The organism is Mucilaginibacter roseus (genome assembly GCF_021215455.1).
Classification (GTDB): Bacteria; Bacteroidota; Bacteroidia; order Sphingobacteriales; family Sphingobacteriaceae; genus Mucilaginibacter; species Mucilaginibacter roseus.
On the sequence record NZ_JAJPWV010000002.1, the window covers coordinates 436287 to 463056 of the forward strand.

Sequence of the window (26770 nt, forward strand, 5' to 3'; positions counted from 1 at the left end):
AAACTTTTACCAAACAAGCTGTAACTTATCTCGCGGCCATGTAGTCTCAATACCGAAACTCATCACAATGAAAAAAACAATCTCCGCCTTAACATTACTCATTCTATTATCAGCAAACGCGTTTGCGCAAAATACCTTCAATAAATTAAAGCTCGATAGCCTGCTTGATGTACTGGCGGCAAACAACCGCAGAATAGCGAGCGTGGCCATCTCACAAAACGGCAAAATTATTTACCAGAAAGCCACAGGCATAGCTGCAACAGGCGCACCGGCTACGGTAAATACCAAATACCGCGTTGGCTCCATCAGCAAAATGTTTACGGCGACTTTGATTTTTCAGTTGATCGACGAAGGTAAACTCCGGTTGAGTGATCCATTATCAAAGTGGTACCCTAAAATACCCGAGGCTGATAAAATAACCATCGGCCTGATGTTAAAGCACCGCAGCGGGCTTTTCAATTTTACTAATGATAGTACCTACGCTACCTACTTTACTCAGCCGCAAACAGAGCAGCAGCAAATTGCCCGGTTTGAAAAACTACCGAAAGCGTTTGAGCCGGATACAAAATCGGCTTACAGCAACACCAATTACGTGCTGCTGGGTTTTATAGCGCAAAAAGTTACCGGCAAAACTTATGCGCAACTGATAAAGGAACGTATAGTTAATAAACTTGGCCTTACAAAAACATATGCAGGCGGTGCCATCAACCCTAAAAAAGGAGAAGCGCAATCTTTTAAATACCGCAACGGATGGCCACCGGAAACCGTTACCGATATGAGCGTGCCTGGCGGCGCAGGCGCTATTGTTTCTACACCAGCCGATCTGGCGCGTTTTATTGAAGGATTATTTAATGGCAAACTGGTTAGCGACAACAGCCTGAATGTGATGAAAACACTTAACGGCAACTTCGGCTCGGGCATGTTTGCTTATCGCTTTGATGGCAAAACAGCCTTTGGCCATAACGGTAGTATTGATGCATTCAATTCAGCCCTGGCTTATTTTCCGGATGAAAAGCTTGCAGTAGCTATTTGCAGTAACGGCGGAACGTTTTCTGTTGATAACATGCTTTTGGCAGTTTTAAAAATTCACTTCGGGCAAGCTTACCAGCTACCCGTATTCAGCAACATTAAACTCAGCGATGCCGACCTGACAAAATACACCGGTGTTTACGGCATAACACAGGCTGCCGTGAAAATCACCGTGGCAAAAAAGGACGCTGTGCTTACCGCGCAGGCAACCGGACAAAGTGATTTTCCGTTGGAACCTATCGGCCCGAATAAATTCAGCTTCGACCCCGCAGGCATCGTAATCACCTTTAATACCGAAAAAGGCGAACTGAATATTGAACAAGGTGGCAGGGGCACCATATTTAAAAAGGAATAAAAGTTACTTATATAACTTTTGGCATTTGTTGCAGTAGTAGCACCAGCGTTTGGTTTTACCCAGTTCCTGCTTTTTGAAGGGCACATGGTTGCGGGGGCATTCTCCCTGCTCATAGGCCTGCCAGTTACGGCTCAGGGTTCCGGCTTGTTTTTGTTCCAAAAAATCAAAGGTATAAGCAACTGTTTGACTGATCAGTTGCTTTAATTTTGGAGCGGGGATGGAACCGGCGATACTTTCGGGATGTACCTTGGAGCGGAACAGCGCCTCATTTTTAATGATGTTGCCTACGCCGGAGAATATCTGCTGATCCATCAATACATCGCAGATCATGTAGTTAGGTGCAGCCTTTATTTTTTCAATGGCTTTTTTGGTATTGAATTCATCATTCATGATGTCGGCCTGCCAATCATAAATATTGTCAAGGTCTTCCTCGATCAACAGTAGTTTGGCTACATAAAAATATAGTATTCCGTTAGTAAACTCCAGTTGTAAAACGGCGTTATTTTTTCCACGCTCATCAATTTTATAGGAGCCAAAAAGCATAAAATGCACACGAACGGTTAGCTTGCCAAAACATAACAACAGGTGTTTGCCCCAGCTTTTAATGTCCGTAAGTACTTTACCCTCGAGCATGGCGGGTTCAAAAGCCGGGGTGTAACCTTGCGCCGCCATCACCCTTTTACCTTTAAATTTTTGCAGGTTGTTTTTTGCGATGATGATAGTAGGGCCTTCAGGCATTTGTAAAATAATTTATCATTTATAACAACCCGCGGCCTGTTGGATTGTTGTTGACCCCGAGGTTTTGTTTATTTGTCTTATCTCCCTCACTCATGAAAAAAACAGACGTACTGATTATCGGCGCCGGTGCCTCAGGTTTAATGGCGGCTTATCAATTAACTAAGGCGGGTAAAACTGTTACCGTGCTTGAGGCGCGCAACCGTACGGGCGGACGTATTCATACCATTTACAATGAATTGTTTTTTCAGCAGGCCGAGCTCGGTGCCGAATTTGTGCATGGCAACCTGCCCGTTACCTTACAGTTGCTGGATGAGGCCGGATTAAAATACCAGCAAGCCGGGTTTGAAATGTGGCAATATGATAACGGGCGTTTCTCTCAAAACGATGAAATAACCGAAGGTTGGGACAATATGCTGGATAAGCTTAACGAGCTTAATGAGGACATGCCCCTGCTCGACTTTCTGAACAAGCATTTTGCTGATGAGCATTATGCCGATCTGCGTAAAAGCGCCATACGCTTTGTTTCGGGTTATGATACTGCCGACCCTGCCCTGGCCAGCGCCAAAGCCCTGGGCAACGAGTGGACCAATGAAGAGGACGACCAGTACCGCGTTACGCCGGGTTATTGCCGTATGGTAAAGTACCTGGTAGATACTTGCAAGCTGGCAGGCAACAGCATTGTGTTAAATACCATTATCAAGGAATTAAGGTGGCATGCGGGTAATGTTACAGCTGTTTCTGCCGACGGCAATGAATATTCGGCAACCAAAGCGATTATCGCCCTACCGCTTGGTGTTTTAAAGGCGCCAACCTCAGCATCCAGTTCTGTTAAGTTTAGCCCGGATATTCCCGGCCATTTAAAAGCCACACAAAATATAGGTTTCGGTGCTATCATTAAAATATTGCTTGAGTTTGATGAAGCCTTTTGGCATAGCGAGCAGGTGGCACGTTTGGCTGGCGCCGATCTGAAAGATATGGGCTTTTTGCTGAGTAACGAAGTCATACCTACGTGGTGGACACAGGCCCCCAAAGCAACACCTGTACTTACCGGCTGGCTGGGCGGCCCGCAAGCGTTTGATAAAAAGGATGTGAGTAATGAGGATATGCTGCAACAGGCCTTAGCATCATTAAGCCATATATTTAAAATTGCGCCCGAAGTGCTAAAGAACAAACTCATAGCCTGGAACATTGCCAACTGGACCGCTGACCCGTTTACGCTTGGCTCCTACGCTTATGATATGGTGGGCAGCGATAAGGCACGCGAGGTATTATATCAACCAATTGAGGATACCCTGTACTTTTGCGGTGAATACTTATATGAAGGCGCTGCAATGGGCACCGTTGAGGCTGCGTTGAGCAGCGGGAAAAACGTGGCGGAGCGAATACACCTCACCCCGGCCCTCTCCTGAGGAGAGGGAGTTTTTTTAAAGCTTCGATTGCGACCTTTTTAAAGCCCTCTCCTATGGGGGGGGGATTTAGGAGGGGTTATTACGAGGGTAAATCTGCCGCTAATTGCCTCACCACCCTCTAAATCTGCATCAAACTCTGATTTTCACTACTAAAACATCATTTAACAAAGGATTTTTAAAGTCCTCCCCTTTGGGGAGGATTTAGGAGGGGTGCACATTCCCTATAAATTACCATATTTGCAGCATGAGCAAACTTTGGCAAAAAACAACCAACGTTAACCAGTTAGTAGAAGATTTTACCGTGGGCCGCGACCGCGAGTTTGACCGCCAGATGGCCGCGTTTGATGTGCTTGGCTCGCTGGCGCATACGCGTATGCTGCAAAGCATCAACCTGATGAGCACCGAGGATCTTGAGTTAGTACAGGCCGAACTAAAAAACATTTACAAAGAAATTGCTGACGGCGACTTTGTTATTGAAGATAACGTGGAGGACGTACACTCGCAAGTAGAGTTGATGCTTACCCGCCGCATTGGCGAGGCCGGCAAAAAAATTCACAGTGGCCGCTCACGTAACGACCAAGTACTGGTTGACCTGAAACTGTTTTTTCGCCATGAGTTACAGCAGGTGGTTGTTGAAACAGAGAACCTGTTTAAGCAATTAATTAAACTAAGCGAAAAACATAAGGATGTATTGCTGCCTGGTTATACCCACTTACAGGTGGCCATGCCATCATCATTCGGCCTGTGGTTTGGCGCTTATGCCGAAAGTTTGGCCGATGACCTGGAGCTGGTGCTGGCAGCTTATAAAATCACTAACAAAAACCCATTAGGTTCGGCGGCGGGTTATGGTTCATCGTTCCCACTTAACCGTACACTTACAACGCAGTTGCTGGGCTTTGAAAGTTTAAATTACAACGTGGTTTACGCGCAGATGGGACGCGGCAAAACCGAACGTATCATCGCGCAGGCGCTATCATCCGTAGCGGCAACACTGGCTAAAATGGCTATGGACCAATGCCTGTACCTGAGCCAAAACTTCGCCTTTGTAAGTTACCCGGAAAACCTGACCACCGGCAGCAGCATCATGCCACACAAAAAGAATCCGGATGTGTGGGAAATTATGCGCGGTAAATGTAACCGCCTGCAAGCCCTGCCCAATGATGTGGCCATGATGACCACGAACCTGCCATCAGGCTATCACCGCGAACTCCAACTGTTAAAAGAGCTATTGTTCCCGGCGTTTACCGAGCTAAAGAATTGCTTGCACATGGCCACTTTTATGCTGCAAAACATCGAGGTAAAAACCAATATTCTGGACGACCCTAAATATGCTTACCTGTTTAGCGTTGAAGAGGTGAACAAACAGGTGCTTGATGGTGTACCATTCCGCGATGCTTATAAGCAAGTGGGCTTAGCTATTGAGCAAGGCAACTTTAACCCCGAAAAAACCGTGAACCATACCCATGAGGGCAGCATTGGCAACCCAGGTAACGAGCACATCAGCGCGGCGTTCAATGAATTACTATCGAATTTTAAATTTGATAAAGTTGAACAGGCTGTAAACAAATTGGTTGAATAATTATCAAAATACGATCAGGTATAGGTAGATTTACATTAAACTTATACCTGATCTATGAATACAACTACCCGCTTTTTATTTCTCGCGTTTGCCGTGTTAACTTTTTCGGCCTGCAAACAAAATAACTCCGTTATCATTAAAGGTGATATTAAAGGGCTGAATACCGATTTCATCTATCTATCCAAAACCTATCCGATAGGTAGCGAGCCATTTGATTCGGCCAAAGTTAACAGTGGCAAGTTTGAATTCAACATCCATCCCGACACGACCATGGAACCTGACCTGGTTAAGTTGACCTATAACCGTGACGGCAAACAGGAAGTGCTATTTGTAACAAGTAAGGATGCCAGGATGACAACCCATGGCTTGAATAGTTACGATAGCTTTATGATCGAACCCGGCACCATTGAACTTAAGGGCGATTTATCAAAACCCAACGCTAAAACAATGCTTACGGGCGGAGTGCAAAACAAATTTTACTTTAAAAATAGCGATCTACCTTATAAAAGAATCAGTATTGATACCATCCAAAGCAAAGCCCAGGCTGCAAGTATAAACAAACTCATAAAAGAAACGCCCAACACTTATTATGGTCTGTTCGCCATGGGTAACCTGCGTTACAGCTTTGACCACAAAACCCTTGAAAGCTTTTACAACAACTTTAGCAACGATGTAAAGGCATCAACCAAAGGCCGGAGTTTAAAACGGTTTATTGACGATCAGCCACCAGGTAAAGATATCTTTATTCAAAGCCGCCTTACTGATCAGCACGATAAATTACTGCCCGTGCTCGACAGCGCCAAAAAGCTGAACATTGTAGTTTTTTGGGCAAGTTGGTGCGGCCCCTGCCGGCAGGAAATACCGTCGCTTAAAAAGATTTACAACCAACTTCCGGCTAAGGATGTGCGTATTGTCAGCATTTCAGTTGATGATAACAAAAACGATTGGGAAACCGCTATGGCGCAGGAAAAGATGCCCTGGCAGCAACTTTTAATACAACCCGCGGAGAAATACCGTGCCGACTCCCGTTACAACTTAGGCTTTATTCCGCAAATCTACATCGTGGATCAGCATAATAAGGTTGTTAAAAAAATTGACGGTTATGAAGAAGGCGGCGATAAGGAGATCATAAAATTTATAGATCAGTATCTGGCAAAAAGCTGATATTTGCCGGCATGAACTGGTTTATTCTCATCATTGCCGGGCTTTGCGAGGTTGGCTTCACCACCTGTTTAGGTAAAGCTAAAGAAGCTTCGGGCAGCCTGTACTGGTCGTGGATTGGCGGCTTTCTGTTTTTTTTGACCCTGAGCATGATCCTGTTGTACAAAGCTACTCAAACCCTGCCCCTGGGCACAGCCTACGCGGTGTGGACGGGCATCGGCGCGGCAGGTACGGTACTTATCGGCATCCTGTTTTTTAAAGAGCCTGCCAGTTTTTGGCGTTTATTTTTTATCGTTACGCTGATAAGTTCAATTGTTGGGCTTAAATTTGTATCCTCACATTAATACTATGGCAGGCATACGCACATTCAGGCTTACCAGCGAAGGCGGCGGCAACAACGGCCAGCGCCGCGAAGATATTTATCCAGGCCTTGAGGTTGACATCATCCTCAAAAAAGACCAGCGCAGTGGTACACGCACACGCGGCATTGTTGAAAAACTGCTTACCAGCGCGGCATTTCACTCGCGCGGCATAAAAGTACGGTTAGAGGACGGGCAGGTAGGCCGCGTCGCTGAAATAATCGGCGACTAAAATAGTTGCCTGAAAGTGAATAATTTGCCGCCGTTTATTCATATTTGATAGATGAGCGGCGTAACCCCTAAAATCCATAAACCCAAAGGCTTCTTTCTGAGGATTGATGCGCATTACCGTATCCTATTCGCGCTATTAGTAGCCGGTGGAGCGTATTTCATCTTTCACAACAAATCGGTACCGGCTACCATACTCACCACTTGGATAGGCTTTGCCGCCAGCATAATTATATTGGATTGGATTGTAATATTCGGCGCCCATCCGCGCGAGATACGCAAGATAGCCAGTATTGAAGATTCAAGCCGCACGCTAATCTTCATCATCGTTTTATGCTCAGCCGTCATCAGCCTGGCTGCTATTTATATTCTGCTTAAGTCAACAAAAGGGCATACCGATGAAGAAGTAGCCGCCCATGTTTTTCTTTCTTTAGGCGCGGTAATAACATCCTGGTGGCTGGTGCACACCATTTTTACGCTCCGTTACGCGCACGTTTATTACGATGCACAGGAAAACGCCACCAACCGCGGCCTTCAGTTTCCGGATGAACCACAACCCGATTATCTTGACTTTGTGTATTTCTCCTTCGTTATCGGGATGACGTTTCAGGTTTCAGACGTGGAGATATCGTCACGCCGAATCCGTCGCCTCGCACTGGTACACAGCTTGGTATCATTTGTGTTTAACACGGCAATTGTAGCGCTAAGCATCAACATTGTTTCGGGCCTTATAGCAAACTAAAAAAGCCGGACTGTTCTGTCCGGCTTTTCTTATAATCAATATTCTGAGCTTACATCTTAGCTAAGGTAGCTTTCAGCGTTTTTACCGCTTCACTGGTATTTTTTGATGAAGCGAATATATCCTGCGAGGTAGCATTAGCGCCGTAAAAATTAGCGATGGATGTTTTGTCGATAGCCAGGTTTGAACCATTAATGCTTATACCGGCAAATAAACCTTTACTGCGCGAGTATGAGTAGATCTCGGCATCCAGCTCATGGTCAGTGCTGGCGCTTGAACTACGCCCAACCGGACCCGCCGTTGCCGATACATCACCCCCTATGGTAAAGTCGCCATTTTTAACCTTGGTGAGCACGCCTTTGCTTTTAAACACCAGCACCAAGTCTACCGATTGAACGCCAATCTGGAAGCCTATGCTACCGCCGGTCATGGTAATAAATACCGGATCGCTCCAGCTACCATCGGCAAGCTTCACCATGGCCACACCTTTGCCGCGTTTGCCGCCAATGCCAAAGCCCGCGTTAATTAGTTTGGGTATTACTACAAGGCCCTGGTATTCCTGCAGCAATTCGTGCGGTATGCTTTCCTTCATTTTGGTAAATGCAGTTAGCACCTCGGTTGATTTATTGATTCTTTCTGTTTCCTTGCCTGCGTCAGCGGCTGATGTCAGTATAAAAAACACGCTTAGCAAAAGCGGGAGTTTTAAAAATTTTAACGTTTTCATAAGCTCTTTAAAAGTTTGGTATCGTCTATGTATTTAGCTGCAATATTACAACCAACAAGCATAATGCTTGTTTATCTAAACGCGCATTTTACTTTATTATGATAGGCAGGGCAAGCGTTAAATTTGCCCCGTCGGGCTTTTAATTATCTTTGCAGCGATGAACAAACCCGGTAAAGAGCAAGTATTTTCTATCAGCAATGCGGTCGACTTTAATCGCACGGCAATTGAAGTATTCAGGTATCAGGCTGAGTATAATATTGTTTACAAGGAATTTTTAAGCGGATTAAATGTTGATTCTTCAACAGTGAATGATGTACGCAATATTCCTTTTATGCCGGTGGAGTTCTTTAAATCGCAGGCTGTGGTTACTTCGCATGATGATATCGAGCTTACTTTTACCAGTTCTGGCACTACCGGCATGATCACCAGCCGCCACCATGTTACCGATGTAAGCTGGTATGTGGATAGCTTTCGCAAAGCATTTAGTTTATTTTATGGCGATATAAAGGACTATACGGTGCTGGCCCTGCTGCCCTCCTATCTGGAGCGCGAAGGTTCATCACTCATTTACATGGCCGATGATTTGATCAGGCAATCAAACAATCCCGACAGCGGCTTTTACCTGTACAACCATGCCGACTTATATCATCAGCTAAAAAGACTGCAGGAATTAAAAAAGCCTACATTGTTATTAGGCGTAACCTTTGCCTTGCTAAATTTCATCGAGCTTTACCAGGTCAACTTTCCGGAGCTTATAGTAATGGAGACAGGTGGCATGAAAGGCCGCCGCAAGGAGATGATACGCGATGAACTGCACGCCACGCTTTGCCGGGGGTTTGGTGTTAGTTCAATACATTCGGAATATGGTATGACAGAGCTGTTATCGCAGGCTTACTCAAAAGGTGAAGGTATATTCAACTGCCCGCCATGGATGCGCATCATTGCCCGCGACCCGAATGACCCGTTGAGTTTAATGGAAACGGGAAAAACGGGTGGCATTAATATTATTGACCTGGCTAACATTAACTCCTGCTCGTTCATCGCCACGCAGGATCTGGGGAAAGTGTATGCCGACGGCTCTTTTGAGATACTTGGCCGCTTTGATAATTCCGACATCAGGGGCTGTAATTTGCTGATAGCGTAAACTTAATTTGCACCTATCAGTATTTTGCTATTTTTGCGTTAAAGCCTAAAGCTAAAAATATGATAGAAAAGTTTTTAAACGACCAGCAGGATGCCGCTGCCGTTGAAAAAGTATACACCCGCCTGGTTGACCTACTTACAACCGGTGAAGAAATATTGTACATCGCTGTACAAAAAAAACCCTTGGTAAATTTATTTCCGGATTGCATTGCATTAACCAACAAACGGGTGTTGTTCTTCACCCCTGCAAATCTTGGCTTGTCTATAAAATTTATTGATTTTGTTTGGAAGGATATTGTTGACGTACATACCAAGGAAGAGATTATTGGTGCCGTATTTACCGTGAAAACCGTTAACAGTGCCGAAATGGGCGTGGATTACCTGCCTAAAGTACAGGCGCGCAAGCTTTACCAGTATTCGCAAGAGCGTAAGGAAGCCGAGCGTGAAGCCCGCCGCCTGCGCGAACTGGAAGAAAAACGTGCCGAATCGGGTTCAGTAAATATTGATAACCCCGGACATGTGGCTATACAGCCGCCAGCGCCACAACCGGCCCCTGCTCCTGAGCCAACACCAATACCCGAGCCCGTTAAGGAAGAGCCGGTAGCAAAACCCGACGAGCTGACCGAAAAGCTAAAGAAACTGAAAATGCTTTTTGATAACAGCCTGATCTCGCAGGAAGAATACAACCAAAAGAAACTGGAGTTATTAAAAGACTTGTAAACTGCATTGCCTAAGCCCGGCGCTAACATGAAGTATATTTATTTATTTGTTTTAGCATGCTGTTTTAGTCCGGCCTTTGCGCAACAAAAGTTGCCTGTTATAAAAGCAACCTCAAAAAAGGTGAGCATAAGAGACGGAGAGTTTCTGGACAAAAATTTCTGGAACCTGTTGCCACAAATAAGACCCGACGTTTATACAGCCGACCGTACCCGCGAAACCAAGTGGGTTACTTTTTATACCGACATTGATTCTATTAAAGTAAAAGTCACCCCCGGCAGCAGGTTCAATTTTGTGGTTTTACTTAATGGCACCGATTCGTGCTATACACAGATAGCCAGCGCCATTCCGCCCCAAACAAAAACGAAGATTACCGCTGCTACTGATACTATTCCGTTTGAGCTTACCGCATTTAACGCCATCAAGGTAAAATGTATATTAAACAACATTGATACTTTAAATATGCATTTTGATATTGGCTCCTTTGATTTTCGCATTATACGGAATGCCGTGCTTAACAAAACGCACCTGCTTACCGGGCAGCGCGGTCAAGCTAAGCCTGATTTCAGCAAGGCGGACAAGATCACTAAAATACAACTGGGCAATACGGTATGGAACAACCCCGAGGTAGCCATCAATAACCAAACCGCGCACGAAATGGATGGCCGCTTTGGCTGGAACCTATTTGAAGGCAAAGTTGTTGAAGTGAATTACGACAAGCACCTGTTATTGATCCATACCCAACTACCCACTTATTTAAAGGGGTATGATAAACTGAAGCTTAAATTTATCCGCTCGTTCGCGTGTGTTAGCGGTGCATTCCTGATAAATAGTAAAGATTATATTGGTGACTTTTTAATGGATACAGGTTCTGACCGCGCCATGATCTTGGACAGCAGTTGGGCAGCCCGCAATAATTTTCCGCAAAACTTAAAAGTAGCCAAACAATTAGAGGCCACAGATCCGCGCGGAGTAAAATATCCCGTTAAAACTGTGTTTACGCCTACCTATCAATTAGGCAAATACAAGCTCAATAACGTACCGGCGCTAATGCTAAGCGGTAAAAACCCGGTTGGGTTTGAAATAAATTATTTAGGGAATGATTTGCTCAAGCGCTTTAACCTGGTGTTTGATTTTCAGCAAGATCAATTGTATCTGAAACCTAACGCGCTGATCGCGTCAGATTACAGGAGCTAATTGCTATAACAACCTGTCATCAAACCTAAAAGGCGAAACTTTTGCTATACGGGCTTTATCCATATCCTGATGTTTCGGGTTGATCAGGTAATTAAATTCCGCCGGTACAATAATGGAAGGCACAGCCATAATTAAATGCTCCTGCTTTTTCAGAAACTCATCCCCCATGCGGCGGGTAAAGTTTGATACGGATATATCATCGTGCCAATTAGCGGGCAGCGTTTGAACATCCACCTGGAAAATACTGTTCCGTGGTAATTCAATTTCAACCAGGCAATAATTATCAGGTACCAGCAGCGGTGGCAAGTGCACCAGTACTTCCAATATAGCTAATGATCGTGATGACGCGGAGTACAGCATTGGCCTGCCCTCGCTGTTCCAGCGGCCACCGTATAATCGGGCACCTGTACCGGCAAGGTCGCGCGCGTAATCGCAACTGGTAATGCGGTAAACTATCATTTAAAGCTTAAGCGAATATACCATGCTCAATGCGGCCCAACTCACGGAACACCATATCAAAACCGGCTGATGTATCCAGCAGTGAAACCGGGGTTTCACCTTTAAACACGTAAGATGGCGTTTTTACCCATTGCCTGAATTTATCGGCGGAGCCAAAAACATCTTCACCGCGTTTGTACAGGCGGGCAAGTTCAACAGCCTTTTCGGCATATTCTTTTTTAATGATGGCATCATCCTCGTAGCGCTGCAGGGTACGCTCGGAAATGTGCAGTATGTTGGCGAGCTCCTGAATGGTAAGCGATATTTTTTTGGCAAGGCTAAGCAACACATGTTTAGGAAAGCCCTGCCTTGCCAAAGTGATAATATCAAACTCAGTGTTGAATTTCAATGATTTACTACTGCCCAACAAATTATAGTATGGCGTAGGCGTTGGCAGGTAAGCTACCATCGGCTCATTTAATTCATTTTTCGCATCCTTTTTCATAACTCCGACATTTATACAAATATAAATACAAAATGTCGGAATTTATGTTTATTCAGCAATAATTAAAAAATAATTTTTCTTCCCTTTTTGAGCAACTAAATATTTGCCATTAATTAAGTTTTCAGCATTGAAAATATCTTCAGGCGTAGCTATTTTATTTTTGTTAACCGCTACACCACCGCCCTGTATCATCTTTTTAGCTTCGCCTTTTGATGGGAATACGGCTGTCTTTCCGGCTAACAATTCAGTAGCATTTATACCTTCTCTAAGTTCAGTAACTGATACATTAAAGTTAGGTACACCCTCAAATATGCCTTTTACCTCAGCATCGGTTAGTTCATTTAAAAACTCAATACCTACGTTACCAAATAAAAAGTCCGACGATTTGATCGCTTTTTCGTAAGCCGCTTCGCCGTGCACACGTATGGTAATATCTTTAGCCAAAGCTTTTTGTAAAACGCGCAAATGTGGCGCTGCATCATGCTCTGTATCGAGGGCTTCAATAGTTTCCCTGTCTAATAAAGTAAATATGCGGATGTAGCTTTTGGCATCAGCATCGGTACTGTTAAGCCAGAACTGGTAAAACTGGTAAGGCGACGTACGCACCGGATCAAGCCACACCGCGCCGCTTTCGGTTTTGCCGAATTTGGTGCCGTCAGCCTTTTTAATTAGCTGCGTAGTTAAAGCAAAGGCCGAACCGCCGCCCATACGCCTGATCATCTCTGTACCGGTAACTATATTACCCCATTGGTCACTGCCGCCCATTTGCAGTATACAATTTTCATTTTTCCACAAATGGTAAAAATCATAACCTTGCAGTAATTGATAGGTAAACTCAGTAAATGATAAACCCGAATCGCCTTCGAGCCGCTTTTTTACCGAATCCTTAGCCATCATATAGTTCACTGTAATGTGTTTACCCACATCACGTATAAAATCAAGAAAGCTGAAATTCTTAAACCAATCGTAGTTGTTTACCATTTCGGCACTGTTAGCGCCGCTGTTAAAATCCAGAAAGCTGGCTAACTGCGCTTTAATACGCTCCACATTATGGTTAAGTGTCTGCTCATCCAATAAATTACGCTCCTGGCTTTTAAAGCTGGGGTCGCCTATCATGCCGGTAGCGCCGCCCACTAATGCAAACGGCTTATGGCCGGCACGCTGAAAATGCGTCAGCGTCATGATCTGCGTAAGATGGCCTACGTGCAGCGAGTCGGCAGTAGGGTCAAAACCGATATAGCCCGAGGTAATACCTTTATTCAGTTCTTCCTCAGTTTTGGGCATAATATCATGCAGCATGCCCCGCCAGCGTAATTCTTCAACAAAGTTCATTGTACTTGATTTTCAAAAGCTGCAAAGATAAAATAATAACATTATTGGCGCCGTTATCATTAAAAATTAGTAAATTGTGATGATCGCGTAAATACAGATTACAAGCACCACCTATGAATTTTCTGTCGCATTACTACTACGAGCGTGATAACCGCAACTGTTATTTCGTATTAGGCACCGTACTGCCCGACCTGCTTAAAAATGCCGACAAAAGTATTGTTCTTCACCCTGAAAAGCTGGACCATCCGGACTCAAACATCAGCTCACTTATAGCAGGCTGGAAAAAACACCTCGAAGTTGACCGATATTTCCACTCGTCTGAATTCTTTTTGGAACACTCGCACGCGCTCAAACTCGAGCTCGCGCCAATAGTTGAAGGCACAGCCGTAAAGCCCTTTTTTTTAGGTCATATCGCTATTGAACTGATATTGGATAACCTTTTGATCACTACCGGCGAAGTAAATCCTGATGATTTTTACGATCACCTGGACTCCTGCGCCGATGATACGATAGCAAGCTTTTTAACCTTTAGCGGCATGGAAAACACTGATGTGTTTTTACGCTTTTTCGACATGTTTAAGCGAGACCGCTACCTGCATACCTATGCTGAAACCCACCAGATTGCCTACGCGCTGAAACGCATATGCATGCGCGTATGGCCAACGCCGTTTACCCCTGCACAAGAAGCCGATATTGACCGCGTGCTCACTACCTATCGCCAAAAAATAATTAATAAATACATGACGGTGTTTGATACCGTAGGAGAAGGATTAACATCTGGAGCCGAAAAACTGATGTGATGTTGATAAAAACTCTCTAAAAATCAACATTTAACGTTAAATAAATTTTTTTGTACTAAAAATATATCCTTACCTTTGCAGTCCCAATTTATAATTGGGAAAAGGAGAAAATTTATTTAATGGCAAAAAAACAAGAAGCAGAAAAAGAATTAAAAGCTAAGCAGGCTGAGCTGGACTCAGTGAAAGCCGCCGCGCAAAAAGAAAGAATTGAATCAGAAGCTGATTCATTTTCTATCGACGACATCAAACTTCAACTGGCAACCCCATCGGCTGATTTTGACTGGGACGCTGACGACAAAAAGTTCGGTAACTACAATGACGAAGACCGTCAGAAATTTGAGCAACTGTACGATGGTACTTTCAGCTCTATTACTAAAGGTGAGATCATTACCGGTACAGTAGTTAGCTTCAACAGCAAAGATGTTGTTTTAAACGTAGGGTTCAAGTCAGACGGTTTAGTGTCGGCTTCTGAATTCCGTGATATGCCTGATCTTAAAGTAGGCGATAAAGTTGAAGTTTTTGTTGAATCGCAGGAAGACGCTAACGGCCAGTTAGTACTTTCACGTAAACGTGCAAAAACACAACAATCATGGGAGCGCATTAATGCTGCTTTAGATAACGATGAAATCATCACCGGTTTTGTTAAGAGCCGTACTAAAGGTGGTTTAATTGTTGATATAATGGGCGTTGAAGCCTTCTTACCAGGTTCACAAATCGATATCAAACCTATCCGTGATTACGATGTGTACGTTGGTAAAACTATGGAGTTCAAAGTTGTTAAAATCAACCACGAATTCAAAAACGTTGTGGTATCTCACAAAGTTCTTATTGAGGACGACCTGGAGAACCAAAAAACTGAGATTGTTGCCCGCCTTGAAAAAGGACAGGTATTGGAAGGTACCGTTAAAAACATTACTGACTTCGGTGTATTCATCGACCTTGGTGGCGTTGACGGCTTACTGCACATTACCGATATATCTTGGGGCCGTATCGAGCATCCGCGTGAAGTACTTGCACTTGACCAAAAAATCAACGTTGTGGTACTTGACTTTGATGACGAGAAAAAACGTATTGCCCTTGGCTTAAAACAACTTACCCCGCACCCTTGGCAAAATTTGGATGAAAACATCCAGGTTGGTTCAAAAGTTAAAGGTAAAATAGTTACCGTTGCTGATTACGGCGCATTCCTTGAAATCACCCCTGGTGTTGAAGGTTTGATCCACGTATCAGAAATGTCATGGTCACAAAACCTGCGTAACCCACAAGAATTCCTTAAAGTAAGCGACGAGGTTGAAGCTCAAGTACTTACTTTAGATCGCGAGGAGCGCAAAATGTCATTAGGTATTAAGCAATTAACGCCTGATCCATGGCAACAAGCTGCCGAAAGATACGCAGTTGGTACTCAACACGTAGCTACAGTTAAAAACATGACCAACTTTGGTGTGTTTGTTGAACTGGAAGACGGCATCGATGGTTTGATCCACATTTCTGACCTTTCATGGTCTAAAAAAGTGAACCACCCTAACGAGTTTACTAAAGTTGGCGAGAAACTGAACGTAGTAGTTCTGGAGCTTGATACTGACAACCGTAAACTGAGCTTAGGCCACAAACAATTGGAAGAAAACCCTTGGGATACTTTCGAAACCGTATTCACTATCGACTCGATACATGAAGGTACAGTATTAAAAGTTACTGACAAAGGTGCTATCGTAGCTTTACCTTACGGTGTTGAAGGCTTTGCGCCAACCAAACACCTGGTTAAAGAGGACGGAACAAGCGTTAAGGCTGACGAAACCGCTGAATTCAAGATCATTGAGTTTAACAAAGAGAACAAACGTATCGTTATCTCTCACTCACGCATCTGGGAAGAAGCACGCGCTGAAGCACGCGTTCAGGACTTTGAGAACCGCAAAAAAGAAGCTAAAGCTGCCAGCAATGCTGTTAAAAAAGTGAAAGATTCTGTTGAGAAATCTACCTTAGGTGATCTTAGCGTACTTGCACAATTAAAACAACAGATGGAAGGTGCTGAAAGCGAAGCACGCAAATCTCAGGAAGATTCAAAATAAACATTAAGTAAATTTAATCTTCATAGCAAAGCCGCTGCACTTAGGTACAGCGGCTTTTTTAGTTATATTGCTATCGTGAATAAAACTTTCACGCTCAGGAATTTGCCAATTACCATCGTATTATTATTGCCTACAGGAACGGTGTTTATTCCGTCTATCGATAAATCAGCTGTTGTCTTTGTCATGCTTTTGATTGCTGTCCTGATTGCTATAAGTTATGGCAAGCTTGTAAAGCACATCGTCTGTAACTGGCCGATTTATAATAAATCATCAAAAATAGTTAATGTAATAGTAGCGCTTTACTTATTACCTATGTTGCTGCTTATGCTGTTTTTGCCGTTTGCTGTGGTTGCTATTCAATGCTAACAAGCGATTTCGATACAGCTACTTTACTTTGACTTTTGCTCGCCGTTGACGGTAATCTTTTCCACCTTACGCCCATAGCGCCCGTCGAGCGACGTGCCTTCAATAATCAAGGTATAAGTACCAGGTTTTGCAGCCGCAAAAAATGAGAAAGTTGCCTTACCCTTATCATCAGTTATAATATTGGGCTCCCAGTGTATGGTAGAGCGCAAATCAGAAATTGATGTATTACGTACCAGATAACGCGGGCGATAAAAATCCTTGCGCGGCTGCAACGGCATTGGTCGGTAAACATAACTGCCGAAAGTACTGCCGCTTAACATTGGCCCTGCCCCACTACGCGTTGTAATCGACAAAAGATAACTCACATCTGAACGCATTATCTGAATATCCTTAACGTCCTCAGCACTTAAACGGGTAAAAAACGAATTTACATTGCTGAAGAATTCATCGGGAGCCGCAGAGCTAAACCCGCTACCGGTCGGGTCGCCGGGTATAGCATCGCCAAGCAACCTTCTGAAACTTATGCCATCTACAACTACATCTCCTATCAAGGTCGACTCATAAACATAGTTTTCCTGGCGCTGTAAGCCAATTTTTGTGAATATCGTTTGAGAATATGTACTCGATATACGGAAACGTTTAAGCTTGCTGTATAAAAGATCTTTAAGCGTTGTGCGCCTCGCTTCAATAAGTTCCTTTTCGGCTATCTGTTTTACCGGAGTAGCCCAAACCATTCCAATTCGTTTGGCAGCTTTTTTACCTTTAATATTCACCTCATCAAGCAGAGCGCCTTTTACATTACCAGCGTTTAGTTTCCGGTTGTCTTCTGCGTGTTGCTTATTAGCTTTCAGATATTTTAATAAGGTTGGATCGCTTTTGTAAAACCAGGGCGCAGGCCTTATTTTTTGAGCGGCCACTGGCCACATAGGCAATGGTTCAAATACCTTTATACTGCCATTGGGTACCTTACCCTTGGCATTGTGTATTTTCAACGTGTAGGCAACGGTATCAGCAACCGGCAAATCGGTAAACCAAAACAAGCCTTTATCATCTGTTTGTGTATCAGCAACGAATAGCTCATCACTCAGGGTAGACATGATAGTAACCTTGGCGTTTTTCATCGGCTTTTTAAAAAAGTTAGTCACCTTGCCCGCTATGATGTTATTTGCCTCGGCAATATATTGCGGCTCAACATCAGCCTTTAGCATATCCTGGGTTGTATAATTCGTCCAACCCTGGGTAAGCAACAAAACATCAAGCGCGCGGCGGGTTGTTACCGAATCATCCTTAAAAAACCAGCCGGGCTGCTCAATATTTCCTTTGAGGTCGGCGGTGAGCAACATCCGGCTTGCAATATTTTCGGTATACCTATCTTGTTTAACCTGCATATCGTCAGTAACAGACGCCGAAAAGACACCTGTTACCGGCCTGCCCTCACGGTCTGTTACGTTTAAATTTATACTGATGCTATCCTGGAGCGAGTAGCTTTGGGTATCACCTGTATTAATTTGCAGGGTATCATGATGATTGACAAAAAAACGGCGCTCGTTAAGCGGCTGGTTTTGGGCGTTGAACAAGGCAAACTGCACAACTCCCGGTGCAAATAGTTTTTTACTTATAGATCGATTGTAAATACCATTATTAAGCGTTAACGGCAATCCGAAATATATTACATCGCGCGCTTGGGCAATCAATGAGAACTGCTTACCAGCCATATCCGGCGTACCGGTTACTTGTACCACTACAGAATCAGGCTTTGATATATTATCAACCCGTAGTGATAGGCCGGAGTTTTTAACCGGCGGCAATTGCCGGCTGATCTGTATACTGTCATTCACCCAGATCTTAGCTGTATAGCTTTCACCTACCTTTGGCGATATGGCAAACATGCCCATGCCTTTATGCAACGCGGTAAATACACTTACCTCTTCATTTTTGGAGTTGAAAACACTGCCTTTAACGTTCAGCCCCAACCCACTCTCACCAACGGCCTTAAACGCTACCCGATTATAAAGCCCGGCTACTAAACTCCCGCCTTCCGGCATAAACTGTACATCAATATTTTGTGCTAAACCGCTATAAAACGGAAAAGATAGCGCTTGCTCTTTGTTTTTAAGGTTAACCAGGCTTATGCTAAAAGTGCCTGTATCCCTGCTTTGAGGAATCACAAATGCGGTATTTATAATACCATTATCGGGTGTTACACTCACATTCTTAAACAAGGGTTTGTCTCCATCAAGTACACGCAGTTCAACGTCTTTGTAACCTTCCGGCCGTTGCTGCATATCTTTAATTTGTACTGACAGCCTTACCTCTGTTCCATTTGTTACCTTTTTTAGCGTGTGCGATGATGATATGAGCCATGAATCCGCAGCAGGCCGCCCGATATAAAACTGCTTGTGAAAAAAATGATTTTCATTAAAATTACCCATCCAGTTAGTATATGCCCTTACGGTGTAACTACCGTCAGCAATATCCTGGTCATTCAAAACAAGGTAACCCTGCGCAAGCCCTGAAGATACCGGAACCGCTATCTTGATCACCTCTGTACGCGCCTCATTTAATAGCGATACATAGAGTTTTGAACTTTTTACGGAAGGCGCACCATTAGCCGCCATAACCAGATAGGCCTTAAACCAGATGGTATCGCCTGCGGCGTAATAAGGCTTATCAAAGTGCAGGTAAAGTTTCTCAGCAGGATATTTATTTTGGTAGGCCTCGGCATCCTTTATCTGCATTTTTATTCCGGCAGTATCAGACTGGCAAAACGCGTTTGTGAAAAATGTTATCAGCGTTGCACAAAAAATAAATCGCTTGATATATAGCATGGCGGCAGGTTGTAAGGTCTCACAGGTAAAATTCAATGTCAATATAGGTAAGTTTAACTTAACATCCCGTCGGGCTGGCATTAAAATCAAACTTTTTCATATTTTTGCCCAAATCTATCCCAGCGATGCTAAATCTAACACTGCTCGACGGTCAGAAATTTCAGATAACGATACAGCGATTGTGTCGTCAGTTGATCGAAAATCACAACGATTTTTCAAACACCGTACTTATAGGCATTCAGCCACGCGGCATATTTTTGGCCAAGCGCGTGGCCGAAGAGCTCCGCAAAATATTACCTAACGATACCATTTTACAGGGCGACCTGGACATTACCTTTTACCGGGACGATTTTCGCCGTCGCGAAAATCCGCTGGTGCCTAACCAAACCCGTATTGATTTTATTATCGAGGGTAAAAAGGTAGTGATGATGGATGATGTGCTGTGGACCGGCCGTACCATACGCGCGGCAATGGATGCTATGCAAGCCTTTGGCCGCCCCGAAAAGGTGGAGTTGCTTACACTGGTTGACCGCCGCTACTCAAGGCATATACCGGTGGCTGCCGACTATGTGGGTATCGAAGTGGATTCGATAGCATCGCAACGTGTGGTGGTAAGCTGGAAAGAAACTGATGGTGAAGATAAGATAGAGCTGTTGAGCGAGGTAAAATAAACCTGAAACAGCATTAGGATCAATAATCGTAATTAAAAATAAATTCGAAATCGAAAATCTGAATTTCGAAATTAACATAACATGGCAGGATTAAGCACAAGGCACCTTTTGGGCATTAAGGATCTGACCCGGGCAGATATTGAACTGATTTTACAAACAGCCGATACTTTTAAAGCTGTTTTAAACAGGCCGATAAAAAAAGTGCCTTCGCTGAGGGATGTTACCATTGCCAATATATTTTTTGAGAATTCGACGCGTACCCGCCTGTCGTTCGAGTTGGCTGAAAAGCGTCTTTCGGCAGATGTGGTAAACTTCGCGGCATCGTCATCATCAGTAAGCAAGGGCGAAACGTTAATTGATACGGTGAATAACATACTGGCCATGAAGGTGGATATGGTGGTAATGCGCCACCCATATGCGGGCACGGGCATCTTTCTATCAAAACACGTAAACGCGCAGATAGTAAACGCGGGCGATGGCGCGCACGAGCACCCTACCCAGGCCCTGCTGGATGCCTACTCTATCCGCGAAAAATATGGCGATGTGGCCGGTAAAAAAGTGGTAATCGTTGGTGATATATTACACTCACGCGTGGCACTTTCCAACATACTTTGCCTCAAACAACTGGGCGCCGAAGTGATGGTTTGCGGCCCCACAACCCTTATACCTAAATACATTGGCACATTAGGTGTAAAGGTAGAACATGACCTGATAAAAGCCCTTAACTGGTGCGATGTAGCTAACATGCTGCGCATACAGCTGGAACGCCAGGATATAAAATATTTCCCATCTCTACGGGAGTATACCATGCTTTACGGTTTAAACAAGCAGATACTGGACAGCCTGGATAAAGAGATTATGGTGATGCACCCCGGCCCCATCAACCGCGGCGTTGAAATAACCAGCGATGTGGCCGACAGCAAGCAATCCGTTATACTTGACCAGGTAGAGAATGGTGTGGCCGTGCGTATGGCGGTGTTGTATTTGTTAGCAGGGCAGGGATAATGAAACCAAAACTTGAACAACTATTAACTTGGCTCATTAACAATGGTAGGATAAGGGCTAATCTGTATTATTTTTTAATTCTTTTCATGATATGGTTGTTCATGTACATTGTACTTGATTTTTTACAAATAATAGAATTTAAAAGATCTGACCTGTTTTTTATTTTGTTTTTTGGGGGATTAAATGCCGTTGGTTTTTATGATCGAACTATTAAACAACGAGAAAAAAACGAATACTTAAAAAAGAGTGGTCGTACAGAGGAAGACTTAAAACGGATTGAGTTTGTGAAAACATGGGAAGCAGACCGGCTTGTAGGCCGTACCCGATATTCCCTGCAAAACGGCGGCGTGGTTATGGGCATGATGCTGATCGTACCGCTGTCTTTTATAGCATTAATTACCACCTCATTAAGCGGCACTTTCCCATCAATTAATGCCGTTATAGCGTTTCTGCTACTTTTAATTCCTTTATGTTATCTATCGGGCGCACTGATCTATCTAATCAGATGGAACAGCAAAGAAACAAAATTTAAAAAGCTTACCGGCGAAAGCTATTTAGCTGGCTGATGATTCCGGAAATTTATAGTTAAAAGCACAAGCAGTAATATATCGCTTTACATCGCATAATCGACCATGCTTTGCCGATTATCAGTCTGCTCTTGGCTGCAGAGGCCAGTTACTTTGTCTTAGACACAAAATAACCAAACGTCAAGTAAAAAAGCTTTCAGCCACACAAGGCCATACTTTTGGCCCGGTTTTGCGGCAGGTCGACGCTCTTTACTACGCGTTATTGCTTCGTACCTCGTAATGACGATACTGTATATTATATCTACTCGTACAACTGTAAATAACCTCAATAACCGGCATCAGTAATGCCCGGAGCAGCACAAGCTCTGCTAAAGCACAACCTTTAACCGGGCAGGACGTAGCCGGCGATTTTTGCTTCTTTTGTTCGTACAAAAGAAGTTAAGGACAGGTAATGAAAGCGGTTTAGGTAAGTTGCTTTTTAAAAAGGGGTTGTGTTTGTATTATCGTCAGTCTGCTCTTGGCCGCAGAGGCCAGTTACTTTACCTTAGATGCAAAGTAACCAAACATCAAGCCGGAAAAAACCTTCAGCCGCACAGGCCATACTCCCGACCCGGTTTTCCGACAGGCCTACGCTTTTGCTACGCGCCATTGCGAGGTACAAAGCAACCTATTTAAGTTAATCATAAATGACTGTACTAAAGAGATTGCTTCGTACCTCGTAATGACGATACTGTATTTTATATCTACTCGTACAACCGTAAATAACCTCAATAACCGGCATCAGTAATGCCCGGAGCAGCACAAGCTCTGCTAAAGCACAACCTTTAACCGGGCAGGACGTAGCCGGCGATTTTTGCTTCTTTTGTTCGTACAAAAGAAGTTAAGGACAGGTAACAAACTGAAGAATTAACTTAGCAAATCTGCTCCAGCATACTAATATAAATCTCTATCCCCTGCTTTATCTCATCCACATAAACAAACTCATCAGCAGTATGTGAACGTGCCGAATCGCCGGGACCGATTTTCAGGGATGGAATATCCAGCAACGATTGGTCAGACGTGGTTGGCGAACCGTAGGTATCTCTGCCCAGGGCAATACCGGCCTGCACTATTGGATGGGCTTTATCTATTGATGATGGTTTTAAGCGGATAGAACGCGGCTTAACCTCACAGCTTACATGCTTGCGGATGATCTCCAGCACTTCCTCGTTACGGTAAGCATCGGTAACGCGCACGTCAACCGTAAAGGTGCAGCTTGCGGGCACCACGTTATGTTGCGAACCGGCGTTAATAATGGTAACCGACATCTTTACCGGTCCAAACACTTCCGACTCCTTCGGGAACCTGAAGTTACGGAACCATTCAATATCCGTCAGCGCTTTGTAAATGGCATTGTCACCTTCTTCGCGGGCAGCATGGCCTGCCTTGCCGTGGCTGGTACAATCCAGCACCATGAGTCCCTTTTCGGCAATGGCCAGGTGCATTTGGGTGGGTTCGCCTACAATTCCGAAGCTCAAATCGCCCAGTTCGGGGATGATCAGTTCGAGACCGTTAACGCCCGAGATCTCCTCCTCGGCAGTAGTAGCCAGGCAAAAGTTATATTTTAAACCCTCCTGCTCATAAAAGTATAGGAAAACGGCAATTAGCGACACCAGGCAACCGCCGGCATCATTACTACCCAGCCCGTATAACTTGCCGTCCTCTATTTTAGCATCAAACGGATCACGGGTATAGCCGGAGTTGGGTTTAACGGTATCGTGGTGCGAGTTAAGCAGGATGGTAGGCTTGGCAGCATCAAAGTGCTTATTCCAGGCCCAAAGGTTGTTTAACTTGCGACTAACTTCAATACCGTGTTGCTTCAGAAATTGTTCTATGATATCGGCAGTACGATCCTCTTCTTTACTAAAGGATGGTGTAGCAATCAGCTGCTGCAGCAACTGCACCGCCTGCTGAAATAAGTGCTGTTTATCGGTCATATAAATCACGGGGCGAACCCGTTTGGTAAGGCGCAAAAATAAGCTTTTTTGCCGATTATTGATTTTTGAAAAGCTACACCTCACTAATGTACTCATCCTCAATTTTTGACGACTTGCGTGTATCGCTCATGGTGCCGTATATCAACAGCGATATGAAAATACATACCGTAACGTAGTAAAAGAACCATTCGGGATGGCCCTCACTTTTTAAGTACAGCGCGATATACTCGGCCGTACCGCCAAATAACGATACCGCTATAGCGTAAGGAAAGCCTACGCCCAAAGCCCGTACATTAGCAGGGAAAAGTTCCGCCTTTACCACCGCGTTGATGGATGTATAGCAACTTACCACCACCAGCGCCATCATGATCAGCATAAAGGCAGGCACGGCTTCATGGGTGTTGCTTAACCTGTTGAGTATAGGCACAGTAACCAGTGTACCTAAGATACCGAAGGCCACCAGCAGAGGTTTACGCCCTACCCTATCACTCAGCAAACCAAATAAAGGCTGCAGCAGCATAAAAAACACCAGTGCCAGTGTTGATATTAGCGATGCCTCTGGCTTGCTGAACTTACTGGTATCAACCAAAAACTTTTGCATGTAGGTGGTAAACGTGTAAAAGGCTACCGTACCGCCCAGGGTTAAACCTATTACGGTAAATACCGCCCTGGGGTGCTGCGCTAATGCACGCAACGTGCCTTTTAACGGGTTTGCGCTATTTTTTTGGTTTTGGTAGGATGATGATTCCTTTAAACTGCGGCGCAGGTACATAGTAATGATGGCCAGCGCGGCACCCACCACAAACGGTATGCGCCAGCCCCAGGCATGAAGCTGCTCCTCTGATAAAAATACCCGTTGCAGCAACACCAATACCCCCATGGCCAGCAATTGCCCCATAATAAGCGTAACGTATTGAAAACTGGAATAAAAACCCCGGTGCTTTTTGTCGGCCATTTCGCTGAGGTAGGTTGCGCTGGTACCATACTCGCCACCCACGCTGATGCCTTGCAGCATACGAGCCAGCAGCAACAATATTGGCGCGAAAACGCCAATACTGTCATACGATGGAATTACCGCAATGATAAGCGACCCCAAACTCATCAGCAATACCGAAAACGTGAGCGCCGTCTTTCTTCCTTTTTTATCAGCGAACATACCCATCAGCCAGCCGCCTACAGGCCGCATTAAAAAGCCGATAGCAAATATACCGGCGGTATTCAGCAGCCTGACTGTGGGATCGCTGTCCTTAAAAAACGCATCCGAAAAATACAGCGAGAAGGATGAATAGGCATACCAATCGTACCACTCCACTAGGTTACCCATGGAGCCGCCAATGATGGATCGCAGGCGTTCGGCCGTAGTGTGTGGGGTTGCTGTTTGGCTCATGATTTAAAAGTAGTTCTTTTTAGGTGAAGGTAAAAGCGGAAAGGTGAAAGGTAAAGTGTGAAAGGAGAAGGGTAAAAGGTAAAAGCCGAAAGGTACTCTTTTAGCTTGCGAAGAGAGGGATGTTGAGCGTTAGCGATGACAGGGTGAGCCGGTTTAAAGCCGCTTTTCAAAATCCCATTCAAAACCATTATTTTGCGACATGCTTATCACCGAGGATTTTTTGCATTACTTATGGAAGTTCCGCCTGTTTGACCGTGCCGCGCTAAAATCCGTTGAGGGTGATGAGATTGAAGTATTTTCGGCAGGTATGCATAATAAACATGCCGGGCCCGATTTTCATAACGCGCGCCTGCGCATTGGTGAAACCACCTGGGCAGGCAATGTAGAACTGCATATTTCCTCGGCAGACTGGCAACGCCACAACCACACTACCGATAAGGCTTATGACAATGTGATACTGCACGTGGTTTACCGTGATGATGCCCCGGTTACGCTACCCAATTGCCGCAAGTTGCCAACGCTTGAACTGCATAACCGCATATCGCCCGACTTATATGGCCGTTACCATAACCTTATTTTTGGTGAGCGGCAGTTTATTCCCTGCGAGGCAAGCATAACCCTGGTTGACGAGCTTACTATGAGCAACTGGCTATCGCGTATACTGGTAGAAAGGCTTGAGAAACGCTCAGCAGCGCTACTAACTGCCCTTGAAACTAATCGCGGCGACTGGGAAGAAACATTTTACCAGTTTTTAGCGGCCAATTTTGGTTTTAAAATAAACGCGTTGCCCTTTGAGCTGCTGGCCCGTTCGCTACCGCAGATTACGTTAGCCAAGCATAAAAATAACCCGCTGCAAATAGAGGCATTGATATTCGGGCAGGCCGGTTTTTTGGAAGGTGATATGGTTGATGAATATCCGCAGAAATTAAAAACGGAATATCAGTATCTCAAACATAAACATGGCCTTAAACCCATTGATAGCCATTTATGGAAGTTTATGCGTATGCGGCCGCAAAATTTTCCTACCATCAGGCTGGCACAGTTTGCCGGGCTTGTAATGCAATCAAACCATTTGCTCAGTAAAATTTTAGAGATACGCGAGGTGGAGATTTTGCGTAAATTGTTTGACAGTATCAGCATTAACCCTTATTGGGAAAATCATTACCGCTTTGATGCCGAAAGCAAGCCGTCCGCCAAAAACCTGGGGAGGGCATCGGCCGATGTGTTGTTGCTGAACACCGTGGCTTTATTTTTATTTACCTACGGCAAGCAGCATAAACAGCAATATTACATTAACCGTGCGCTAAAGTTGTTAGAAAGTTTACCTGCCGAAACAAACAACATTATTGCAGATTTTGTTAAATTAGGGTTGAAGATTAAAACAGCGTTTGAAAGCCAGGCATTGCTCGAGTTAAAAAATAATTATTGCGATCATAAGAAATGCCTTGATTGCGCCGTTGGTAATAAGATACTAAAGTTAAGCTGATACTG

General features: G+C 44.4%; 25 protein-coding genes. 17 read left to right on the plus strand and 8 right to left on the minus strand.

The features are described 5' to 3' along the window. The first annotated feature begins 67 nt into the window (after positions 1-67). Positions 68-1384 (plus strand): serine hydrolase domain-containing protein, encoded by a 1317-nt coding sequence (locus LT679_RS06750; protein WP_232176696.1) that lies wholly within the window; start codon positions 68-70, stop codon positions 1382-1384. 3 nt (positions 1385-1387) lie between these two features. On the opposite strand, the gene LT679_RS06755 is transcribed toward LT679_RS06750, so the two are convergent. Next, the gene (locus LT679_RS06755; RefSeq protein WP_232176697.1) at positions 1388-2122 is read right to left on the minus strand and encodes a DNA-formamidopyrimidine glycosylase family protein; all 735 of its coding nucleotides are present in this window, start codon (positions 2120-2122) and stop codon (positions 1388-1390) included. Positions 2123-2214: 92 nt separating this feature from the next. On the opposite strand from LT679_RS06755, the gene LT679_RS06760 reads away from it, so the two are divergent. The 6 genes from LT679_RS06760 (at position 2215) to LT679_RS06785 (ending at position 7600) form a co-directional block, all read left to right on the plus strand. Next, entirely contained in the window at positions 2215-3531 is a 1317-nt protein-coding gene (locus tag LT679_RS06760; RefSeq protein WP_232176698.1) for a flavin monoamine oxidase family protein, read from the plus strand. Positions 3532-3775: 244 nt separating this feature from the next. Next, complete coding sequence (gene argH, locus LT679_RS06765; RefSeq protein ID WP_232176699.1) at positions 3776-5110, plus strand: argininosuccinate lyase; 1335 nt, start codon at positions 3776-3778, stop codon at positions 5108-5110. A 54-nt stretch (positions 5111-5164) separates the two neighbouring features. Further along, positions 5165-6274: a TlpA disulfide reductase family protein gene (locus LT679_RS06770; protein WP_232176700.1), complete on the plus strand. Its 1110-nt coding sequence runs from the start codon at positions 5165-5167 to the stop codon at positions 6272-6274. An 11-nt stretch (positions 6275-6285) separates the two neighbouring features. Next, positions 6286-6615 (plus strand): DMT family transporter, encoded by a 330-nt coding sequence (locus LT679_RS06775; RefSeq protein ID WP_232176701.1) that lies wholly within the window; start codon positions 6286-6288, stop codon positions 6613-6615. 4 nt (positions 6616-6619) lie between these two features. Then, on the plus strand, positions 6620-6862 hold the full coding sequence (locus LT679_RS06780; RefSeq protein WP_232176702.1) for a YwbE family protein: 243 nt from the start codon (positions 6620-6622) through the stop codon (positions 6860-6862). A 51-nt stretch (positions 6863-6913) separates the two neighbouring features. After that, positions 6914-7600 carry a DUF1345 domain-containing protein gene (locus LT679_RS06785; protein ID WP_232176703.1) on the plus strand — a complete coding sequence of 229 codons (687 nt, stop codon included), beginning with the start codon at positions 6914-6916 and terminating at the stop codon, positions 7598-7600. Positions 7601-7649: 49 nt separating this feature from the next. Here the strand turns inward: LT679_RS06785 and LT679_RS06790 are convergent, their stop codons facing one another. After that, on the minus strand, positions 7650-8321 hold the full coding sequence (locus LT679_RS06790) for a lipid-binding SYLF domain-containing protein (protein WP_232176704.1): 672 nt from the start codon (positions 8319-8321) through the stop codon (positions 7650-7652). A 157-nt stretch (positions 8322-8478) separates the two neighbouring features. Between LT679_RS06790 and LT679_RS06795 the strand changes: the two genes are divergently transcribed. Genes LT679_RS06795 through LT679_RS06805 form a run of 3 tightly spaced genes read left to right on the plus strand, consistent with a single transcriptional unit; the run spans position 8479 to position 11378 of the window. Continuing rightward, positions 8479-9465, plus strand: coding sequence for a LuxE/PaaK family acyltransferase (locus LT679_RS06795; RefSeq protein ID WP_232176705.1), 987 nt, complete (start codon positions 8479-8481; stop codon positions 9463-9465). Between the two features lie 59 nt (positions 9466-9524). Continuing rightward, a complete protein-coding gene (locus tag LT679_RS06800) occupies positions 9525-10184 on the plus strand; it encodes a PH domain-containing protein (RefSeq protein ID WP_232176706.1) in 660 nt (219 codons plus the stop codon). 27 nt (positions 10185-10211) lie between these two features. Then, the gene (locus LT679_RS06805; protein WP_232176707.1) at positions 10212-11378 is read left to right on the plus strand and encodes a pepsin/retropepsin-like aspartic protease family protein; all 1167 of its coding nucleotides are present in this window, start codon (positions 10212-10214) and stop codon (positions 11376-11378) included. A 3-nt stretch (positions 11379-11381) separates the two neighbouring features. Here the strand turns inward: LT679_RS06805 and LT679_RS06810 are convergent, their stop codons facing one another. Genes LT679_RS06810 through tyrS form a run of 3 tightly spaced genes read right to left on the minus strand, consistent with a single transcriptional unit; the run spans position 11382 to position 13653 of the window. Further along, a complete protein-coding gene (locus LT679_RS06810) occupies positions 11382-11837 on the minus strand; it encodes an RES family NAD+ phosphorylase (RefSeq protein ID WP_232176708.1) in 456 nt (151 codons plus the stop codon). A 7-nt stretch (positions 11838-11844) separates the two neighbouring features. Further along, complete coding sequence (gene parS / locus LT679_RS06815) at positions 11845-12321, minus strand: type II RES/Xre toxin-antitoxin system antitoxin (protein WP_232176709.1); 477 nt, start codon at positions 12319-12321, stop codon at positions 11845-11847. 48 nt (positions 12322-12369) lie between these two features. Continuing rightward, positions 12370-13653 carry a tyrosine--tRNA ligase gene (gene tyrS / locus LT679_RS06820; RefSeq protein ID WP_232176710.1) on the minus strand — a complete coding sequence of 428 codons (1284 nt, stop codon included), beginning with the start codon at positions 13651-13653 and terminating at the stop codon, positions 12370-12372. A 113-nt stretch (positions 13654-13766) separates the two neighbouring features. On the opposite strand from tyrS, the gene LT679_RS06825 reads away from it, so the two are divergent. The 3 genes from LT679_RS06825 to LT679_RS06835 all read left to right on the plus strand — a co-directional run bounded on the left by LT679_RS06825 (position 13767) and on the right by LT679_RS06835 (position 16885). Further along, entirely contained in the window at positions 13767-14453 is a 687-nt protein-coding gene (locus LT679_RS06825) for a hypothetical protein (protein ID WP_232176711.1), read from the plus strand. 119 nt (positions 14454-14572) lie between these two features. Continuing rightward, positions 14573-16519 carry a 30S ribosomal protein S1 gene (gene rpsA, locus LT679_RS06830; RefSeq protein ID WP_232176712.1) on the plus strand — a complete coding sequence of 649 codons (1947 nt, stop codon included), beginning with the start codon at positions 14573-14575 and terminating at the stop codon, positions 16517-16519. 75 nt (positions 16520-16594) lie between these two features. Further along, a complete protein-coding gene (locus LT679_RS06835) occupies positions 16595-16885 on the plus strand; it encodes a hypothetical protein (RefSeq protein WP_232176713.1) in 291 nt (96 codons plus the stop codon). A gap of 23 nt (positions 16886-16908) precedes the next feature. On the opposite strand, the gene LT679_RS06840 is transcribed toward LT679_RS06835, so the two are convergent. After that, positions 16909-19623 (minus strand): carboxypeptidase-like regulatory domain-containing protein, encoded by a 2715-nt coding sequence (locus tag LT679_RS06840; protein ID WP_232176714.1) that lies wholly within the window; start codon positions 19621-19623, stop codon positions 16909-16911. Positions 19624-19838: 215 nt separating this feature from the next. Here LT679_RS06840 and pyrR point away from each other — a divergent pair, with 215 nt between their 5' ends. From pyrR to LT679_RS06855, 3 genes are all read left to right on the plus strand, one after another. Further along, positions 19839-20384 (plus strand): bifunctional pyr operon transcriptional regulator/uracil phosphoribosyltransferase PyrR, encoded by a 546-nt coding sequence (gene pyrR, locus LT679_RS06845; RefSeq protein ID WP_232176715.1) that lies wholly within the window; start codon positions 19839-19841, stop codon positions 20382-20384. Between the two features lie 81 nt (positions 20385-20465). Then, positions 20466-21389: an aspartate carbamoyltransferase catalytic subunit gene (locus LT679_RS06850; RefSeq protein WP_232176716.1), complete on the plus strand. Its 924-nt coding sequence runs from the start codon at positions 20466-20468 to the stop codon at positions 21387-21389. Between the two features lie 101 nt (positions 21390-21490). Continuing rightward, positions 21491-21955: a hypothetical protein gene (locus LT679_RS06855; RefSeq protein WP_232176717.1), complete on the plus strand. Its 465-nt coding sequence runs from the start codon at positions 21491-21493 to the stop codon at positions 21953-21955. Positions 21956-22827: 872 nt separating this feature from the next. Here LT679_RS06855 and LT679_RS06860 read toward each other — a convergent pair. After that, positions 22828-23892 carry a M20 family metallo-hydrolase gene (locus LT679_RS06860; RefSeq protein ID WP_232176718.1) on the minus strand — a complete coding sequence of 355 codons (1065 nt, stop codon included), beginning with the start codon at positions 23890-23892 and terminating at the stop codon, positions 22828-22830. Between the two features lie 73 nt (positions 23893-23965). Beyond that, positions 23966-25279, minus strand: a complete 1314-nt coding sequence (locus tag LT679_RS06865; RefSeq protein WP_232176719.1) for an MFS transporter — start codon at positions 25277-25279, stop codon at positions 23966-23968. Between the two features lie 199 nt (positions 25280-25478). Here LT679_RS06865 and LT679_RS06870 point away from each other — a divergent pair, with 199 nt between their 5' ends. After that, positions 25479-26765 carry a DUF2851 family protein gene (locus LT679_RS06870; protein WP_232176720.1) on the plus strand — a complete coding sequence of 429 codons (1287 nt, stop codon included), beginning with the start codon at positions 25479-25481 and terminating at the stop codon, positions 26763-26765. Positions 26766-26770: the final 5 nt, after the last annotated feature.

What these genes read in the sequence shown, in the direction of transcription:
- parS (WP_232176709.1), bottom strand. Translation starts at nt 12,321, where the DNA reads ATGAAAAAGGATGCGAAAAATGAATTAAATGAGCCGATGGTAGCTTAC.
- pyrR (WP_232176715.1), top strand. Translation starts at nt 19,839, where the DNA reads ATGCTAAATCTAACACTGCTCGACGGTCAGAAATTTCAGATAACGATA.
- LT679_RS06785 (WP_232176703.1), top strand. Translation starts at nt 6,914, where the DNA reads ATGAGCGGCGTAACCCCTAAAATCCATAAACCCAAAGGCTTCTTTCTG.
- LT679_RS06795 (WP_232176705.1), top strand. Translation starts at nt 8,479, where the DNA reads ATGAACAAACCCGGTAAAGAGCAAGTATTTTCTATCAGCAATGCGGTC.
- LT679_RS06800 (WP_232176706.1), top strand. Translation starts at nt 9,525, where the DNA reads ATGATAGAAAAGTTTTTAAACGACCAGCAGGATGCCGCTGCCGTTGAA.
- LT679_RS06825 (WP_232176711.1), top strand. Translation starts at nt 13,767, where the DNA reads ATGAATTTTCTGTCGCATTACTACTACGAGCGTGATAACCGCAACTGT.
- LT679_RS06870 (WP_232176720.1), top strand. Translation starts at nt 25,479, where the DNA reads ATGCTTATCACCGAGGATTTTTTGCATTACTTATGGAAGTTCCGCCTG.
- LT679_RS06860 (WP_232176718.1), bottom strand. Translation starts at nt 23,892, where the DNA reads ATGACCGATAAACAGCACTTATTTCAGCAGGCGGTGCAGTTGCTGCAG.
- LT679_RS06850 (WP_232176716.1), top strand. Translation starts at nt 20,466, where the DNA reads ATGGCAGGATTAAGCACAAGGCACCTTTTGGGCATTAAGGATCTGACC.
- LT679_RS06760 (WP_232176698.1), top strand. Translation starts at nt 2,215, where the DNA reads ATGAAAAAAACAGACGTACTGATTATCGGCGCCGGTGCCTCAGGTTTA.
- LT679_RS06780 (WP_232176702.1), top strand. Translation starts at nt 6,620, where the DNA reads ATGGCAGGCATACGCACATTCAGGCTTACCAGCGAAGGCGGCGGCAAC.
- rpsA (WP_232176712.1), top strand. Translation starts at nt 14,573, where the DNA reads ATGGCAAAAAAACAAGAAGCAGAAAAAGAATTAAAAGCTAAGCAGGCT.
- tyrS (WP_232176710.1), bottom strand. Translation starts at nt 13,653, where the DNA reads ATGAACTTTGTTGAAGAATTACGCTGGCGGGGCATGCTGCATGATATT.
- LT679_RS06805 (WP_232176707.1), top strand. Translation starts at nt 10,212, where the DNA reads ATGAAGTATATTTATTTATTTGTTTTAGCATGCTGTTTTAGTCCGGCC.
- LT679_RS06840 (WP_232176714.1), bottom strand. Translation starts at nt 19,623, where the DNA reads ATGCAGATAAAGGATGCCGAGGCCTACCAAAATAAATATCCTGCTGAG.
- LT679_RS06865 (WP_232176719.1), bottom strand. Translation starts at nt 25,279, where the DNA reads ATGAGCCAAACAGCAACCCCACACACTACGGCCGAACGCCTGCGATCC.
- LT679_RS06855 (WP_232176717.1), top strand. Translation starts at nt 21,491, where the DNA reads ATGTACATTGTACTTGATTTTTTACAAATAATAGAATTTAAAAGATCT.
- LT679_RS06775 (WP_232176701.1), top strand. Translation starts at nt 6,286, where the DNA reads ATGAACTGGTTTATTCTCATCATTGCCGGGCTTTGCGAGGTTGGCTTC.
- LT679_RS06790 (WP_232176704.1), bottom strand. Translation starts at nt 8,321, where the DNA reads ATGAAAACGTTAAAATTTTTAAAACTCCCGCTTTTGCTAAGCGTGTTT.
- LT679_RS06810 (WP_232176708.1), bottom strand. Translation starts at nt 11,837, where the DNA reads ATGATAGTTTACCGCATTACCAGTTGCGATTACGCGCGCGACCTTGCC.
- LT679_RS06750 (WP_232176696.1), top strand. Translation starts at nt 68, where the DNA reads ATGAAAAAAACAATCTCCGCCTTAACATTACTCATTCTATTATCAGCA.
- LT679_RS06755 (WP_232176697.1), bottom strand. Translation starts at nt 2,122, where the DNA reads ATGCCTGAAGGCCCTACTATCATCATCGCAAAAAACAACCTGCAAAAA.
- LT679_RS06770 (WP_232176700.1), top strand. Translation starts at nt 5,165, where the DNA reads ATGAATACAACTACCCGCTTTTTATTTCTCGCGTTTGCCGTGTTAACT.
- argH (WP_232176699.1), top strand. Translation starts at nt 3,776, where the DNA reads ATGAGCAAACTTTGGCAAAAAACAACCAACGTTAACCAGTTAGTAGAA.